General features: G+C 34.4%; 16 protein-coding genes. 7 read left to right on the top strand and 9 right to left on the bottom strand.

Going from position 1 to position 17265, the window contains the following annotated elements:
• Positions 1-21 precede the first annotated feature (21 nt).
• Positions 22-2184, bottom strand: a complete 2163-nt coding sequence (gene katG / locus GM3709_RS17260) for a catalase/peroxidase HPI (protein ID WP_060833040.1) — start codon at positions 2182-2184, stop codon at positions 22-24.
• A 571-nt stretch (positions 2185-2755) separates the two neighbouring features.
• On the opposite strand from katG, the gene GM3709_RS17255 reads away from it, so the two are divergent.
• Positions 2756-4273: a UbiD family decarboxylase gene (locus GM3709_RS17255; RefSeq protein ID WP_060833039.1), complete on the top strand. Its 1518-nt coding sequence runs from the start codon at positions 2756-2758 to the stop codon at positions 4271-4273.
• A 195-nt stretch (positions 4274-4468) separates the two neighbouring features.
• A complete protein-coding gene (locus tag GM3709_RS17250; protein WP_060833038.1) occupies positions 4469-5797 on the top strand; it encodes a diguanylate cyclase domain-containing protein in 1329 nt (442 codons plus the stop codon).
• A gap of 91 nt (positions 5798-5888) precedes the next feature.
• Here the strand turns inward: GM3709_RS17250 and grrM are convergent, their stop codons facing one another.
• Positions 5889-7067 (bottom strand): cyclophane-forming radical SAM/SPASM peptide maturase GrrM/OscB, encoded by a 1179-nt coding sequence (gene grrM / locus GM3709_RS17245; RefSeq protein WP_060833037.1) that lies wholly within the window; start codon positions 7065-7067, stop codon positions 5889-5891.
• Positions 7068-7563: 496 nt separating this feature from the next.
• Positions 7564-8688, bottom strand: coding sequence for a TRAP transporter substrate-binding protein (locus tag GM3709_RS17240; RefSeq protein WP_060833036.1), 1125 nt, complete (start codon positions 8686-8688; stop codon positions 7564-7566).
• Positions 8689-8825: 137 nt separating this feature from the next.
• Here GM3709_RS17240 and GM3709_RS17235 point away from each other — a divergent pair, with 137 nt between their 5' ends.
• A complete protein-coding gene (locus GM3709_RS17235) occupies positions 8826-9449 on the top strand; it encodes a TRAP transporter small permease subunit (RefSeq protein WP_060832899.1) in 624 nt (207 codons plus the stop codon).
• Between the two features lie 8 nt (positions 9450-9457).
• Complete coding sequence (locus tag GM3709_RS17230; RefSeq protein ID WP_060832898.1) at positions 9458-10795, top strand: TRAP transporter large permease subunit; 1338 nt, start codon at positions 9458-9460, stop codon at positions 10793-10795.
• Between the two features lie 190 nt (positions 10796-10985).
• Here GM3709_RS17230 and grrA (GM3709_RS17225) read toward each other — a convergent pair whose 3' ends face one another.
• The 5 genes from grrA (GM3709_RS17225) to gltS form a co-directional block, all read right to left on the bottom strand.
• Positions 10986-11396 (bottom strand): GrrA/OscA1 family cyclophane-containing rSAM-modified RiPP, encoded by a 411-nt coding sequence (gene grrA, locus GM3709_RS17225; protein ID WP_066121524.1) that lies wholly within the window; start codon positions 11394-11396, stop codon positions 10986-10988.
• A 43-nt stretch (positions 11397-11439) separates the two neighbouring features.
• A complete protein-coding gene (gene grrA / locus GM3709_RS17220; protein WP_066121523.1) occupies positions 11440-11793 on the bottom strand; it encodes a GrrA/OscA1 family cyclophane-containing rSAM-modified RiPP in 354 nt (117 codons plus the stop codon).
• Positions 11794-11823: 30 nt separating this feature from the next.
• Positions 11824-12219: a hypothetical protein gene (locus GM3709_RS17215; protein WP_066121521.1), complete on the bottom strand. Its 396-nt coding sequence runs from the start codon at positions 12217-12219 to the stop codon at positions 11824-11826.
• 79 nt (positions 12220-12298) lie between these two features.
• Positions 12299-13204, bottom strand: a complete 906-nt coding sequence (gene grrP / locus GM3709_RS17210) for an extracellular substrate binding-like orphan protein GrrP (RefSeq protein ID WP_231937591.1) — start codon at positions 13202-13204, stop codon at positions 12299-12301.
• Positions 13205-13265: 61 nt separating this feature from the next.
• Complete coding sequence (gltS, locus tag GM3709_RS17205) at positions 13266-14486, bottom strand: sodium/glutamate symporter (RefSeq protein ID WP_060832897.1); 1221 nt, start codon at positions 14484-14486, stop codon at positions 13266-13268.
• Between the two features lie 248 nt (positions 14487-14734).
• On the opposite strand from gltS, the gene GM3709_RS17200 reads away from it, so the two are divergent.
• On the top strand, positions 14735-15391 hold the full coding sequence (locus GM3709_RS17200) for an HAD-IA family hydrolase (RefSeq protein ID WP_060832896.1): 657 nt from the start codon (positions 14735-14737) through the stop codon (positions 15389-15391).
• A gap of 70 nt (positions 15392-15461) precedes the next feature.
• Positions 15462-15737, top strand: a complete 276-nt coding sequence (locus GM3709_RS17195; RefSeq protein ID WP_060832895.1) for a YggT family protein — start codon at positions 15462-15464, stop codon at positions 15735-15737.
• Here the strand turns inward: GM3709_RS17195 and GM3709_RS17190 are convergent.
• Positions 15734-16174 carry a hypothetical protein gene (locus GM3709_RS17190; RefSeq protein ID WP_060832894.1) on the bottom strand — a complete coding sequence of 147 codons (441 nt, stop codon included), beginning with the start codon at positions 16172-16174 and terminating at the stop codon, positions 15734-15736. The two genes, GM3709_RS17195 and GM3709_RS17190, sit on opposite strands and share 4 nt — an antisense overlap.
• Positions 16175-16411: 237 nt before the next feature.
• Here GM3709_RS17190 and GM3709_RS17185 point away from each other — a divergent pair, with 237 nt between their 5' ends.
• Positions 16412-17230 (top strand): bifunctional 2-polyprenyl-6-hydroxyphenol methylase/3-demethylubiquinol 3-O-methyltransferase UbiG, encoded by an 819-nt coding sequence (locus tag GM3709_RS17185; protein ID WP_066121519.1) that lies wholly within the window; start codon positions 16412-16414, stop codon positions 17228-17230.
• The last annotated feature ends 35 nt before the right edge of the window (positions 17231-17265 follow it).

Below are 17265 nucleotides of genomic sequence, written 5' to 3'. Positions count from 1 at the left end.
AGTTGCACGCCAAGATCTCAGTTAAGCTAGATCAAAGCGATCGGCATTCATCACCTTTGCCCAAGCATTGACAAAATCCTGTACAAATTTCCCTTTGTTGTCATCCTGTGCATAAACTTCCGCATAAGCTCGAAGAATGGAGTTTGAACCGAAAACCAGATCAACCCTTGTGGCTGTCCATTTGACTTCACCAGTTTTGCGATCGCAAATTTCATACAAATTCTTCCCTGCAGTTTTCCATAGATAATTCATATCCGTCAGATTCACAAAAAAGTCATTGCTTAATACCCCTTCATTATCAGTAAATACACCGTGCTTAGTGCCACCATAGTTAGTACCCAACACACGCATACCGCCAACTAGCACCGTCATCTCAGGAGCAGTTAACCCCATCAGTTGGGTGCGATCGAGCATCAATTCTTCAGGAGTAACGGGGTAATCTTTCTTCAACCAATTACGGTAGCCATCGTGGATAGGTTCGAGGGGTGCAAAGGATTCAGCGTCTGTCATTTCATCCGTTGCATCACCACGCCCCGGAGAAAAGGGAACAGTAATATCAAATCCTCCTGCCTTTACCGCTTGTTCAATACCCACATTACCAGTCAATACGATCACATCAGCTATACTCGCACCACTATCTTGAGCAATACCTTCGAGTATAGCCAACACTTTAGCTAAACGTACAGGCTCGTTACCTTCCCAATCCTTTTGCGGAGTTAAGCGAATACGCGCCCCATTAGCACCACCGCGCTTGTCCGAACCTCGAAAAGTTCTGGCACTATCCCAAGCAGTACATACCATTTCGCTAATGGTTAAACCACTGTTCGCAATTTTTTCTTTCACCGCTTGAACATCATAATTGCTGTTTCCTACAGGAATGGGATCTTGCCAGATTAGGTCTTCTTGGGGGGCTTCTGTACCAATGTAAAGGGTTTTAGGTCCCATATCTCGATGAGTAAGCTTGAACCATGCACGACCAAAAACATCCGCAAAATATTCAGGATCATGATAGAAACGCTCGGAGATTTTCCGATATTCAGGATCCATCTTCATTGCCATATCAGCATCAGTCATTACCAAGTTACGGCGGATAGAGGCATCTTCCACATCTACAGGTTTATCTTCTTCTTTGACGTTGATGGGTTCCCATTGCCACGCACCGGCAGGACTTTTCTTCAATTCCCAATCATAATTAAGTAGTAAGTGGAAATAGCCGTTATCCCATTGAGTCGGATAGGTTGTCCATGCACCTTCAATACCACTGGTGACAGCATCTCGCCCAATGCCACGGTGATTTTTGTTAATCCAACCTAAACCTTGATCTTCGACTTCCGAGGCTTCTGGTTCAGCACCAAGTAACCCTGCATCGCCGTTCCCATGACATTTACCCACTGTGTGTCCTCCTGCGGTAAGGGCAACGGTTTCTTCGTCATTCATCGCCATACGAGCAAAGGTAACACGAACATCATGGGCAGTTTTGAGAGGATCTGGATTACCGTCCACCCCTTCCGGGTTGATGTAGATTAACCCCATCATCACAGCCGCCAAAGGATTTTCTAGTTCTCGCTCTCCAGAATAACGACTTTGGGGATTGTCACTGGGTGCTAACCATTGCTTTTCTGATCCCCAGTAAATATCTTTTTCGGGATGCCAAATGTCTTCTCGCCCAAAGGCAAAGCCAAAGGTTTTTAAGCCCATAGATTCGTAGGCGATCGTACCTGCATAGGCAATCAAATCAGCCCAACTGAGTTTGTTACCGTATTTCTTTTTGATAGGCCAAAGTAAACGGCGTGCTTTGTCTAAGTTGACGTTATCAGGCCAAGAGTTAAGGGGTGCAAAACGCTGATTTCCCGTACCTGCACCGCCTCGACCATCGGCAATACGATAAGTTCCTGCGGCGTGCCAAGTCATACGGATCATCAAACCGCCATAATGTCCCCAATCGGCAGGCCACCAATCCTGACTATCTCTCATCAGTTTGTGTAAATCTTGTTTGAGGGATGCTATGTCAAGTTTTTTCACCTCTTCTCGATAATTAAAGTTGGCATCTAAAGGGTTAGTCTTTCGATCGTGCTGACTTAAAATATCAAGGTTTAGGGACTTGGGCCACCATTCCATGTTCGACATACTGCTTGTAGTCAAACCGCCGTGCATTACAGGGCATTTTCCACTGCTTGTTGCCATATTTTTCTTTACCTCCGTAAGTTGATATACGTTTATCTTAATGTGAAGAGAAGAACTACACTATAAATTCTATAAAAAACCTAATTTATTTTAGCGTGGGATGAATCCAAACCAACAAAAGAAATCGAACGATAGCGAGTCCTCCCCTCGTGGACGGGGGGATTTTTAAGAGTCTCTATAGTTCATCAAAGCCCTTTAAAAACTTATTCGCTACCATTAACTCTCTTTTGTCACTTTCCGTTTTTTCCTATTCTTAATAGTTTTTAGAACTCTTCAAAATCAGAGGATTAAACATATTACAAATTATTTTTGCCCATCCGAAGGCATTTTTTATTTTATAACATGAAATAGCTTGGCGATCGCTTAGTATTAAAGGCTTTTAGGATTTATAAATTGCAAGTGTTTTCGGGGTTTGACAAAAAAAGGGTTAACCGTTAACTTAAAAATTCGATAAGCAACTGTTTTCTCTGATGATAATTACTTTTTTCAGTTTAGAAGATTAATAAGTTCTTAAGAAGTATTAAGATTAATTAAACGATCGCTATTATAAATTTATAAAATATCATTAATTATGGCTAGAGATTTACGTCAATTTATCGAATTTTTAGAAGAAAAAGGACAACTAAAACGAGTTAAAACCGAAGTTGATTCTGATTTAGAAATTGCTGAGATTGCCAATAGAATGTTACAAGCAGGAGGGGCGGGGTTACTTTTTGAAAATGTGAAAAACTCTCCTTATCCTATTGCTGTTAATTTATTGGGTACATTACAACGGGTGTGTTGGGCAATGAAAATGGAAAATCCCCAAGAATTAGAAGAATTGGGCAAAAAATTGGGAATGTTACAGCAACCAAAACCGCCCAAAAAAATCTCTCAAGCGATCGATTTTGGTAAAGTATTATTTGATGTGGTAAAAGCTAAACCTAGTAGAGACTTTTTTCCTCCTTGTCAACAAATAGTAATCGAAGAAAAAGACTTAGATTTAAACAGTTTACCTCTTATTCGTCCTTATCCTAAAGACGCTGGGAAAATTATTACTTTAGGGTTAGTTATTACTAAAGATTGCGAAACGGGAACTCCTAATGTGGGGGTTTATAGATTGCAATTACAATCAGACAAAACGATGACAGTTCATTGGCTATCTGTTAGAGGAGGGGCTAGACACTTACGTAAAGCGGCTTTGATGGGCAAAAAATTAGAAATTGCGATCGCCCTTGGAGTTGATCCTTTAATCATCTTAGCGGCGGCAACCCCTATTCCTGTGGACTTGTCTGAGTGGTTATTTGCTGGATTATATGGTGGGGAAGGTGTCAAATTAGCTAAATGTAAGACTCTTGATTTAGAAGTACCCGCCGATTCAGAGTTTGTGTTAGAAGGTACTATTACCCCCGGAGAAATGTTGCCCGATGGTCCTTTTGGAGATCACATGGGTTATTATGGTGGGGTGGAAGATTCTCCTCTTATCCGTTTTCACTGCATGACACACCGTAAAGACCCTATTTATCTTACTACCTTTAGTGGTCGTCCACCGAAAGAAGAAGCTATGATGGCGATCGCACTGAACCGTATTTATACACCTATTTTACGTCAACAAGTTTCAGAAATTACAGACTTTTTCTTACCGATGGAAGCGTTGAGTTATAAAGCGGCCGTAATTTCTATAGATAAAGCATACCCTGGACAGGCAAAACGGGCGGCTATGGCTTTTTGGAGTGCATTACCCCAATTCACTTATACTAAATTTGTGATTATTGTGGACAAAGATATTAACATTCGAGATCCTCGTCAAGTAGTATGGGCAATTACTTCTAAGGTTGATCCTGTCAGAGATGTGTTTATTTTACCTGAGACTCCTTTTGATACTCTCGATTTTGCTAGTGAGAAAATTGGCTTGGGTGGTAGAATGGCGATCGATGCTACAACAAAGATTTATCCAGAAACGGATCATGAATGGGGAGAAGTGTTAGAATCTGATGACAAAATAGCAGAAAAGGTAACTCAAAAATGGGCAGAATACGGATTAGGTGAGTTAAATTTAGAGGAAATAAATCCTAATTTGTTTGGTTACGAAATCCCTATTTATTCTTAGTTTTAAGAGTTATTTCGGCAAAAAAATTAATAGTAACACTTATAATTTTAATAACTGAATAAGGGGCTTAAAAACTCCTTACTCAAAAAATTAAGCTCTCCTAAATTTCTGCTTTAATAAAATTATTATTTTTGATCTGAAATTAATTGTCAAAAAGAGTTAAAGATAGATTTAACCTAATTTTTACCAGTATCTATGAATCAGTTACACAAATATAAAAGTAATATTCTATTAATTGACGATTTATCAGACAATTTACAGTTACTAAGTGAATTATTGTTATTAGGTTATAACGTTAGTAGTGTTACTTGTGAAACTATCCTAGAAAAAACCTTTAAAGTCAAATCTGTGGATGTTATTTTAGTAAATATTAATACTCCTAAAATTAATTGTTATCAAATTTGCGAAATTATCCAAAGTTATAACCTGAATATTCCTATTATTTTGCTTGTTAGTTTAGATGATGTTTTTGATAAAATCAAAGCCTTTCAATGTGGTGTGGTAGATTATATTACTAGACCTTTTCCGATAGATGAAGTGGTGATAAAATTAGAAACTCAATTAACGATAAAAAAACAGACACATTTTTTAGAACAAGAAATAAAAAAAAGAAAAAATATAGAAGAAATATTACATAATTCTCGGGCTTTAATTCTAAGTGTTCTCAATAGTTCCAAGAATGCGATCGCTGCATTTCAGTCCGTAAGACAGCAAAAAACGAAAGAAATCAAAGATTTTCGTTGTATAGTAGTTAATCCTATTTTCGTTAAACTGTTTAATTGTAATCCAAATGATATTATTGGGAAACTCGGATTTAAAAATTTAATTGCACAAATAAACAAAGATCTTTTTGATGATATTGTCAAAGTGGTAGAAACAGGACAATCTTTAGAGAAAGATTTATACCATCCTTCAGGAGAAAGTTGTTGGTATCAATTTGTGATTGTTAAATTAGAAGATGGTTTTGCGATTACAGTAAGAGATATTACCGTTAGTAAAAAATTTGAAATTCAACTCCAAGCTATGGCTAATTTAGATGGATTAACTCAAATTGCTAATCGTAGATGTTTCGATGAATATTTAAACAAAGAATGGTTAAAACATCTTGAACAACAAAAACCTCTGACTTTGATTATGATTGATATTGACTATTTTAAACTTTATAATGATTATTATGGTCATCAAGAGGGAGATGAGTGTATTTATCGAGTTGCTCAAGGTATTGCGATGATTAAACGTCCGACGGATTTAGTTGCGCGTTATGGAGGAGAGGAATTTGCCGTAATTTTACCAAGTACTAAAATTGAGGATGGATTGATGATAGCTGATTTGATTCAGAGTACTATTTCCTCTTTTGAAATACCCCACGAAAAATCTAAAATAAGTTCTTATGTTACTTTAAGTATTGGTATTTCTTCTTTAATTCCTAATCTTGATACTATCTCAAAAGATTTAATTGCTAAGGCAGATAAAGCATTATATGAAGCCAAAAATCAAGGACGAGATCGCATAGTTTCTGATTAGAATTAATAAGTCTAATTTTAAGAATAGACATATTTTATTTTCAAGTAATTTCTAGTTATTTAGAACTCCTTAAAATCGTTTTTAATAATTTTTATAAACCGAGAGAATTTTCGATCGTACTAACCAACACATCAGTTAATATTTTGATACGATAGCGACAGGCTTGAGTTTCCATAGAAGCAAAAGTGCCATTTTCCCAATACTTATTACTACCTGCACCACCGCCACAAATACCAAAATAACTACAATTATCTGAACATAATTTGACTCCATCATTTATATCTTTATAAATAGTTTTAAATTTTTCTGTTTCGCAGATAGATTCAAGGCTATCTTTTAAGACATTACCGAAGATAAAATCTCCATATTTATCAGTTTTTACGGATAACAATTCTGGATCAAAAGTAGAAAAATTACCTTGATAATCAAAGTTAACAATGACAAAAGGCTTGTTCATATCAGTATTAGTTAATCTATTACCACTATAAATTAAGCTAATTAAAATTTCAAATTCCCTAACAATAAAAGGCAATTTACTTTCTGTTACTAATTGCCAAAAACGTTTAATAAATTGAGAATATTTATGCTCTATTTCTATGCCATTTAAAGAAGTTAATTCGTTTACTCCTTCCGTTTCTTCCATGTTAAAAGCAAGATCATAAATTTCATTCTCTGCAAAAAAATTAAACATTTCATCAGGATAATTTAATGATTCTTCAGTAATAACAGAAATAGTGTTATAAGGAATATTATTTTTTTGTAAATAACGGATTCCTCGCATAGTTAAATCATGGGAATTTCCGCCTTTGCGATTTTTTCTGTGGACATCGTGTAAAAAGGCAGGCCCATCAATACTAACTCCCACATGAACAGGATATTCTTGCCAAAGATCACACCATCCTTGATTAATTAAAGTACCATTAGTTTGATAAGAATGATAAAAAGAATACTCACTTTTATTATATTTTGTGTTGGCTTCTTCTATTAATTGAAAAGCAGATTTATAGAAAGAAACTGGCATTGTTAAAGGTTCTCCTGCGTGCCAACAAACACCAAAATCACATCCCAAAAAAGGACTTGTAAATATACTTTTAAAAATAGGATCAATTAAGTCTAAAGATAACTTATTTTGTAGATGTCGATCGGGCAAATAACAGTAATCACAGTCTAAGTTACAAAAAGAATTTGGTTGAATAATTATTAAGGAAATAGGACCAAAATTAGCGGTATTTTTAAAATTAATAACAGGTTTAGATGTTACGATCGACATTTTTTAGTAATTTTTTTTGATTGATTAAGAATTAAGATATATGTTATTTTATTTTTTATTAAGTTTAATAAAGTAAATTTTTGACTAACTGTACTTAGACAAAACGATGAATAAAATTAAGCTATAATTCTTATATTATATTACGTTTAGATCAAAATGAAAGAAACCACATCTTGATCAATGCCGACCTGTTTTAATCGCTGGTGTCAAAAAATAGATCCAGTCTTTTAACAAAGGCACAAAAATGAGAGTTTAGAAATTATTTGGCTGATCTATTAGGAGATTCTCAAAGAAAAAATATCAGTCAAATTGCCAATAATAATATTGATATTACTAATGGTTAAAGGACAACGTGAAAGTATTTAGCTTATATAAAGCTAGTTTGGGCTTTATTTGGGGTTAATTTTTGCCTAAGTACCGTTATTTTCAGAATTGTTGGAGAAGTATAAAATTCTTTTTGAAACTATATCTATGTCTTTGGCAAATTTTCAAAAAATTAACTTAACTTATTGTAGATATGACGACTAAAACTACCTTCATTAAGATTATTCCAAGCATAAATACGATTCCGAAAAGTTTTCCATTGCTCATAAACTGTCTTAAAATCAACATCTTTACCCGAAAATTCATCATATAAAGCAAAGGATGCCTTTTCTGCGGCGTCTAAAATTTCCTGACTGTAAGGGCGTAATTGTACTCCTGCTTGTAATAAACGCTCTAAAGCCTCATTATTACGAGCATCATAACGGGCTAACATGGTGACATTAGACTCCACCGCCGCAGTTTGTAATACACTTTGATATTGGGGAGGTAATTTTTTCCATTCATCTAAATTAATTTGTACCTCTAAAGTTGGTCCTGGTTCCCACCATCCGGGATAATAATAGTATTTTGCTACCTTGTTTAATCCTAGCTTTTCATCATCATAAGGTCCAACCCATTCTGCCGCATCGATCGCACCTGTTTGTAACGCTTGAAAAATTTCACCACCCGGAAGATTTTGCACTGTTACTCCTAATTTTGCCATAACTTGACCTCCTAACCCCGGAATCCGCATTTTTAAGCCCTGTAAGTCATTGATGCTATTAACTTCTTTACGAAACCAACCTCCCATCTGTGCCCCTGTATTTCCTGCAGGAAATTGAATCACATTAAACTTAGTAGCGTAAATTTCCTGTAACTTTGTCAAACCTCCCCCTTCGTATAACCAAGCATTCTGTTGTTGTGCTGTCAAACCGAAGGGTAAACCTGTACCAAAAGCTACGGCTGGACTTTTCCCAATATAATAGTAAGCGGCAGTATGTCCACATTGCACGGCACCCTGAGAAACTACGTTTAAAACTTCTAATCCGGGGGCTATTTCCCCAGCAGCACGAGGTTCTATAATAAATTTACCATTGGTAAGACTTTTTACTCGATCTGCTAAAACTTTTGCACCTCCAAAGATAGTGTCTAAAGAAAGAGGCCAACTGGTTGCCATTTGCCAGTTTACAGTTGGTAAATTGTTAGTATCGATATTTACTCCCTGATTTTGAGCTTTTTGACATCCTCCCACAATACCCACAGTGGTAGCAGCGATCGCACCTTGAGATAGACTCTTAATAATATTACGACGTTTCATTTTTAAATTTATTATTATTTTAGATCTTGTACCCAAAAATTATAAATGAAGTGAGGGAATTGAGAAAAATGATAATAGTTGAGTTATTATTAAATATCTCGAAAAGAAGCAAAGGCACAAAGTTTCTTAAATAAAAAATGGCTCAACTAAAAAGAATTTCTTTAATTCAAAAATTATTAAAAATTTCCCAAATAATTGACAATTTCACTGATAAATTGGGATGGCTTAGTAATTGGCTAGTATTACTCACTGTCGGCGTTGGTTTTTTCAATGTCGTTGCTCGTTATGTAGGACGCTTTGTCGGAACACAATTATCTAGTAATGCTCTACTAGAATTGCAATGGTATTTGTTTTCTCTTACTTTTTTATTCGGATTTGCTTATATTTTACGTCACGGGGAAAATGTACGGGTTGACTTTTTATATACGAATATGAGCGAAAAAAGACAGGCTTTAATTGATTTTATCGGCACAATTTTATTTTTAATTCCCTTTTGTATTCTCGGAATTTGGGTAACATGGAATCCTGTTTTGCAATCTTGGGGACTTCAAAATGACGGTAGTTGGGGAAATTGGGAAATGTCCTCTGATGCCAATGGATTACCTCGTGCGCCGATTAAAACGATGATTCCTGTGGCGTTATTATTCTTACTTTTACAAAGTTTTTCTCAAGCCATCAAATATTTAGCCGTCTTATTAGATTATCCAGCAATATTAGATCGCTTACGTTTAGAAACATCAGAACATATTAACATCGAATAAGAGAAATTATGGGCTTTGAATGGTTAGCCATCTTAATGTTTGTTGGCTTTTTCTTTATCTTAATGAGTGGGTATCCTGTCGCTTTTTCCTTCGCAGGTACAGCCTTTGTTTTTGGCATAATTGGGATGTTAGTGGGTGCATTTAATCCCAGTCGTTTGCTATTGTTACCAAATATCTGGTTTGGTACGATGTCTAATTTTACTCTCCTAGCTATCCCCTTTTTTGTATTTCTAGGAGCAGTTTTGGAAAAATCAGGATTAGCGGAAGAATTATTAGAAACCATCGGGATTATTTTCAGTCGTATTCGGGGAGGATTAGCCTTAGCCGTTGTTTTAGTTGGCACAGTATTAGCCGCTACCACTGGAGTTGTTGCCGCCACGGTAATCGTTATGGGGATGTTATCACTTCCTGTAATGATACGTTATGGTTATGATAAACAATTAGCATCAGGAGTTATAGTCGCTTCTGGTACTTTAGCTCAATTAATCCCTCCTAGTTTAGTCTTAGTGATTCTCAGTGATCAAATTGGCGTATCCGTAGGAGATTTATTTTTAGGGGCTTTAATACCGGGGTTAATGTTATCAGGGTCATATATACTTTATATTTTAGGATTAGCCATTGTCAAACCTGAAAAAGTACCGGCTTTACCCGCCGATGTAGTGATACCTAAAGGTAATAAATTAGTTAAACAAATCTTCAAAGCCGTTGTACCACCGATTATACTCATTTTCGCTGTATTAGGAAGTATCTTTTTTGGTATCGCTACCCCGACAGAAGCGGGTGCGGTTGGTGCGGTTGGTGCTTGTCTGTTAGCAGGGTTAAATAAACGTTTGACACCACAACTCATTAAAGATGCTTCTCATTCCACTGCCGTAATTACTGCTTTAGTGGTAATGATTTTATTTTGTTCTTCTTTATTTAGTTTAGTCTTTGATGCTTTAGGGGGTAAAACTTTAATTACCAATTTACTCACAGGCTTACCCGGCGGTTATGTTAGCTTTTTAATTGTCAGTAACTTAGCGATTTTTGCGTTGGGAGTTTTTCTGGAATTTATTGAAATTTGTTTTATTGCCATGCCTTTATTTGTACCAGCCGCTCAAGCTTTAGGTATTGATATGGTTTGGTTTGGGGTAGTAATGGCAATTAATTTACAAACTGCTTTTATTTCCCCTCCCGTGGGCTTTTCTTTATTTTATTTACAAAGTGTTGCCCCTAAAGAAGTTAGTACATTTGATATACACAAAAGTGCTATTCCGTTCATGATTTTGCAATTTATTGTGTTATTAATTGTGATTATTTTTCCTCAAACTGTAAGCTGGTTAATTAATGTTTCAAACATAACTTAAAATCGTGATTATTATTTTATGAATATTAAAAAAAATTAGTCAATTTCCTCTCCATATACAAATTGTTTTTGCTCTTGTTTTAGCTGTTATATTAGCGGTACTTAGACAAAACGATGAAAAAAATTAAGCAATAATTCTTATATTACATTGCTTTTAGGCTGAGGGGGCGACAAACCAATCATAAGACTAATTACCAGCCACGATTCCAAAAACCACCACCATCTCTCCAACCACGACTATTGAGAAAGTTGCGAGGTTGATTAAGAAAACCACTACCTCCCCTATTACTGTTGACAAAAGCACCAGGCCCACGATTATTACGGAAACTGACAGAAGGTGTATTTAACCAATTTCTACCACCATTGATAAAACGTCCTAATAATATTTCATTTAATTGTTCCAAGTCAAATTCACTTTCTGATAATTCTTTTTCTCTAGCTTTAAGACTTTCGGAAATGCGAATTAAACGATTTTCTATATTATTTAATTCTTTTCCAGAATTATCAGTATTATTAATGTCAATTGCCATGACTTTTGGCACGATCGTAAAACTAGATAAAGCTAAGAAAAAACCTAACCATGTTAAATTTTTGATGTTCATAAACTCATAAATAAAAAACTAAAATTTGTCTTTAAATTGTGAATTAACGACGATTTAAAAATCCACCACCACCGTCTCCCCAACCCCGATTATTCAGGAAGCCACCACCACCATTATCATTTAAAAAACCTCCGGGGCCTACACGATTAGCAAAACCGCCACCACCATTAGCAAATCCTCTTAAAGAAATTTCCTTATGGGGATGATTTTCTGCACTTTCTAATAAATTTTGTTCGTTTATTTTTAGCACTTCAAAAATACGATTTAAACGAGTTTCTATGGTATTTAATTCTTCCCCAGAATTATTATTAGGATTAATTGCAATAGTTTTTGATGCGATCGTAAGACTAGATAAAGTTAAGAAAAAACCTAACCATGTTAAATTTTTGATGTTCATAAAATTTTTCTAAAATGATTTAATTATTTATTACCAACGACGATTTAAAAAACCGAAACCACCATCTCCCCAACCACGATTATTAAGGAATGCACCACCACCTCTATCATTTAAAAATCCACCACCACCACGATTGTTAAAAAAACCGCCACCATTGCGCCAACCGCCATTTCTCCAACCACGATTGCCATTGATAAATCCGCCTAATAAAATTTCACTATTAGGATAATTCTCTACATTTTCAGGTAAGTCTTTTTCTCCTATTTTTAGAACCTCAGAAATTCGATTTAAACGGGCTTCTATATTGTTTAATTGTTTTCCAGAGTTATCAATTTTATTATAATCAATTGCAAGGGTTTTTTGTGCAATTACACAACTAGATAAAGTTAGAAAAAATCCAAGCCATGTTAAGTTTTTGATGTTCATAATTTATTCAATAAATAATTAAAAATTAAATTAATAATTTTTTCTGTGTCTTTCCTTTCTTGCTTCTCTCCTTCCTCTGTTACTGCTTGGGGAAGGGAATTTGTTCATGATTGACGATGTTAGACTTAAAAAATAGTTCGATCGATTCTTCACTAACTACATCAACAACACCATTTGCACCTATCCACTTATTAAATAATTCGGTCATTTCGGGATCTTTTACCAGATAGCCCTCCATCATTTTAGCAATGCTATAATTAGCAATATTGAGGAAACTAGAATTATTTTCAGGTACAACACAGGCTACTCCATATTGTGCCAGAGAAGGTTCGGTAAAGGGAGGAAACTGCTCAAATCCATCTTTATCAACCTGTTGACGCAAACCATCTAAAAGAATGCTATCACCTCCTAAAGCATCTATTTTTCCGTCTTTTAAGGCTGTTATTCCTTCTTGTAAACTGGCAACTTCCACAAATACCGCATTAGGATAAGCCAATTTAATGGCATCTCTTACAAAGGTTTGAGGCGGAATACCAATTTTTTGTTTTGCGAAAGAAGTATCACTGGGAATTTTACCTTTAGGAAGTAATAGGCGAATCCCAGAAATGGTATATCTAAGAGTAAAGTCTATATGTTTATCTCTTTCCCATGTAAAGACAGTATTACAAGCTATGTCAATTTCCCCTGTCATCATTTTGGGAAATCCTTCTTGAAGAGAGTTAACTTCAACAAAATTTAGTTCAATTTTACGCCCTAATTCTTGTTCTAGTTGTTTATGAATTAACTTTACTATATCGATCGAAAAACCATCTAGCTGATTTTCTTCATTGTAATAAGCATAGGGTACTAAATTGAGAGGAGTTCCGACATTAAAAACTCCAGACTTAGCAATATTTTCTAAAACAGTACCTGCCATGACGGGTTTTATGCCTGTTGATAGCAATAACCCCATTAAAGAACTAACAAAAAGTTTTTTCCACATCATTTTATTAAAACGCTTTTGCCACATTATGACATTAATTATAGAAATGGTAGTTTAAGATAAGTTAACTTATTGAACCGATCAAATTTAAAAATCTTTGAATGACAAAGGCATTCACAATATCAATAAAAAATGCACCCACTAAGGGAATAATAATAAATGCTTGAGGTGAAGCACCAAATCTTTCTGTAACGGCTGTCATATTTGCGATCGCCGTAGGAGTTGCACCTAAAGCCAATCCCAAGTATCCAGCAGAAATAACCGCCGCATTATAATTTTTACCCATGACAGGAAATACTACAAATATCGAATAAACTATACACACAATAAATTGTATTAACAATAGTATGACAATTAAACTACCTATTTCTGCTAATGTCCAAAGTTGTAAACTCATCAATGACATTGCTAAAAATAAACCCAAACTAACATCAGAAACTAAGGCTAAAGATGGTGTATCTGCAGGCCAAGGAAAATCTTTAAATATCAATGGTATTGTATTTGTGAGGATGATTCCAGCTAATAAACAAGAGACAAAATCAGGCAGTTTTAACCCAATCAAAGCAACTAGATTATTAATTTGAAGTCCGATACCAATAGTAACACCTAATACTAACAAACAATAAAGCATCGTGTTATAGTCAATCTTGATATTTCTCTGACCATGCTTAATACTGATACTCAAATTAGTGTTTTGACTATTTGTAGTATTAAGTCGATTCCTCATGATTAACCATCTAGCAACAGGCCCACCAATAATTCCACCTAAAACTAAGCCAAATGTAGCACTAGCAATACCAATTTCTAAAGCATTCTCTATACCGTAGGTATCCCGAAAAATAGGAGACCATGCGATCGCCGTACCATGGCCACCACTCAAGGAAACAGAGCCAGAAATCAATCCTAGTCGCTTATCTAACCCCATAATAGAGGCAACGGCTACTCCCGTTATATTTTGTAAAAACAGATAACTTACCGCCGTAGCTAAAAGAATTAATAACGGTTTTCCTCCTTGTAAAAGAGTTTTTAGTTTAGAAGAAAGTCCGATCGTTGTGAAAAAAACAATCAGTAAAGCATCACGAATATTTAGACTAAAATCTACCTGAACTTTAAAAATACCATAAAAAATACCAAAAATTAATGAAGCTAAAACCCCTCCTGATACTGCATCAGGAATATTAAAATTTTGTAAAAATTGATTTTTTTTGGTTAGATATTTTCCTAAATATAGAACTAAAATAGCGATGATTATGGTTTGACGTACATCGAGTTGAATGATAGTCATAACTTAATAATTTAATAGGTTTGGAAAAGACACAATTCATTTAGACTTTTTACATAAGAATTATGATATTTGAGTCAATTTAAAAATTATAATTTAGAATTAATAATTAATTTAGCTTTATTTACTAATATTGAATTTTTTACAAATACTTTAAACTTGTTATATTATTTATTACGTTTACTTTGAAACCAATATTTTTGCAAAAGCACCCAAAATTTAGTTAAAAACATAAATTAGTTAAAAATAATATGACAAAACAAAATCAACCTAAAGTTATCTTTTTAGATGCTGTCGGAACAATTTTTGGTGTAAAAGATAGTGTAGGGCATATTTACACAAATTTAGCCAAAAAATATGGAGTAAATCAAGATGCAAATATTATCAATAACTCTTTTCATTCTGCATTTAAAAAATCTCCTCCCCTTGCTTTTGAAACAAAAAATTATGAAGAAATTAAATTATTAGAATTCAAATGGTGGCAAACCGTTACTTATAATACTTTTAATGAATGCAGATCGATCGAGCAATTTAGTAACTTTGAAGAATTTTTTAAGGAGCTTTATGATCATTTTAAAACTGCTAAACCTTGGTTTATTTATGAAGAAGTAATACCAATGTTAAATCAATGGGAAACACAAGGGATAGAATTAGGAATTATCTCTAATTTTGACACCCGTATTTTCGATGTTTTAGACAATTTAGAATTAAATAAATATTTTCAAACCATTACTATTTCTTCTCTGACAGGAGTCGCAAAACCTCATCCTCAAATTTTCTTAACTGCCCTAGAAAAACATAATTGTAAACCAGAAAATGCGTGGTATATTGGAGATAGTATTAAAGAAGATTATTGGGGAGGCAAATCCGTAGGAATACAATGTTTTTGGTTAAACCGATCAAGTTGAGGCGAAACTCCCCAAATTCAGTTAAGATTAAAGGAATAAAATTACTATATATATGGAGAGATCTTAAAGCATGGATGGTATTACTTATTTAGTTATCAATACAGTGAGTAACTTTATTCAATTATATTTAATCCTAATTTTTGTGCGAATATTGTTAAGCTGGTTTCAAACTACCGATTGGGCTTCTAATATCATCTCATTTTTAGCCCCTGTAACTGACCCTTATCTTAACATTTTTCGTTCTTTCATACCCCCTTTAGGAGGTATTGATTTTTCAGCAATTCTTGCTATTTTTGTTTTACAGCTAATTCCCCGAATATTGTTTTCGATCGTCAGCGTAATTTAGAAAGTAGGATAGACTTTACTGGAAAAACCAGTAGCTTTAAACTGTTTTAATTGTAAAGGAGTGGGTTGATTAGATGGTACACTAATTCTCAACTCGAACTCACTCACTCCCGGTGGTACTTCCGTTAATGCCCCTAATCGGCTACGATTTTGTAATGCAGGTTCATTATTAGCATCATAAACTCTCCCAAATACATCAGCATCATAGAGAGTTTTACCAGAAGTGTTATTAGTTTTTCCTGTGATAAGGTAACACGTTGCCGGTAAAGCACTACCTCCACTGGTGACACTTCCTTCTCCAACTCCCGCAGGACATTCTTTATAAGATATATCTGTAATTTTTATTGGTACAACCGCTTGCGCAGAAGGAATAGAAATTGTATTAAACAAAAAGAAAGAGATTGATAGGGTTAAAATAACTATAAGACGACGAAACATAAATTTTTAGCAAATCATAAGTTTATTCTTATTCTAATTGTTAAGAGGTTATTTATTAAAATATAGGTGTTATGTTGGCTATGTTTTTATTCAAATTAACCTCAGTTATATATATATATAATTATCAGTGAACAGAGACAAAAGGAAAAAAAGAACAGAGAAAAGTAATAAGAATTAATTAATTTCAATTGTTTATTAAATTTAATACAAAATTTTGTCCAGCAACAAAAAATAGCAATGAATAATCAACCTGAATTTTCAAATGATTTTTCTTGGAATGCCGAATCAATTTCATCATTTTGGGATGAAGTTTCACAAGAACAAAGGATAGCCCATCTTTATTTTACTAAACATTATGGAAAATATATTACTGATCTGGCAAAACTAGCCGGACTATCTTCTGGTTCGGTTTTAGATTACGGGGCTGGTAAAGGCTACCTCAGTGAATATCTGTTAAAAGAAGGTTATGAAGTTACAGGACTTGAGTTCAGTGAGCAGAGTAGTAAAAGATTAAACTCTGAATTTCAAGGTTTCTCAAATTGGAAAGGTTGCACCTATGCTAATGACATTCCCACTCCTCTTGAAGAAAATAGGTTTTCATTCGTGTTTAGTATAGAAACCTATGAGCATCTCTTAGAAGACTGGATAGAACCCTACTTTAATGAACTTTATCGCTTAACTAAGCCTGGAGGGAAACTCTTACTTACAACTCCCTTTAATGAAAATTTAAACAATGAATTAATAATCTGTCCTAATTGTAATTCTCGATTTCATCATTTTCAGCATCTTCGATCTGTTACTTTCGAGGAAATTATTTCTTGTGCCGAAGCGTCTGATTTTTCACCAATTTTCTGCCGAGCTATAGACTTATCAACTGTGAATCGTTTACCACATTGGCCTAATTGGCGTAATTTAAGTTTTAACTCTATAGCTCAATGGATTAAGTACAAGTATTCATCTACTAAAGATAAAGTCATAAATCGGGTTTTTCCAGACATCTATCCAGTAAAAAGTTTAGTTTCGGGAAGACATCTCGTGCTAATTGCCGAGAAGTAGTATTAATTTCAATAAAAAACATTGATTAATTAAAA

The sequence above is a fragment of the Geminocystis sp. NIES-3709 genome, assembly GCF_001548115.1.
Taxonomy (GTDB): Bacteria; Cyanobacteriota; Cyanobacteriia; order Cyanobacteriales; family Cyanobacteriaceae; genus Geminocystis.
Note: the sequence above shows the minus strand (reverse complement) of the source record. Positions and strands in the feature narration are given on the sequence as shown.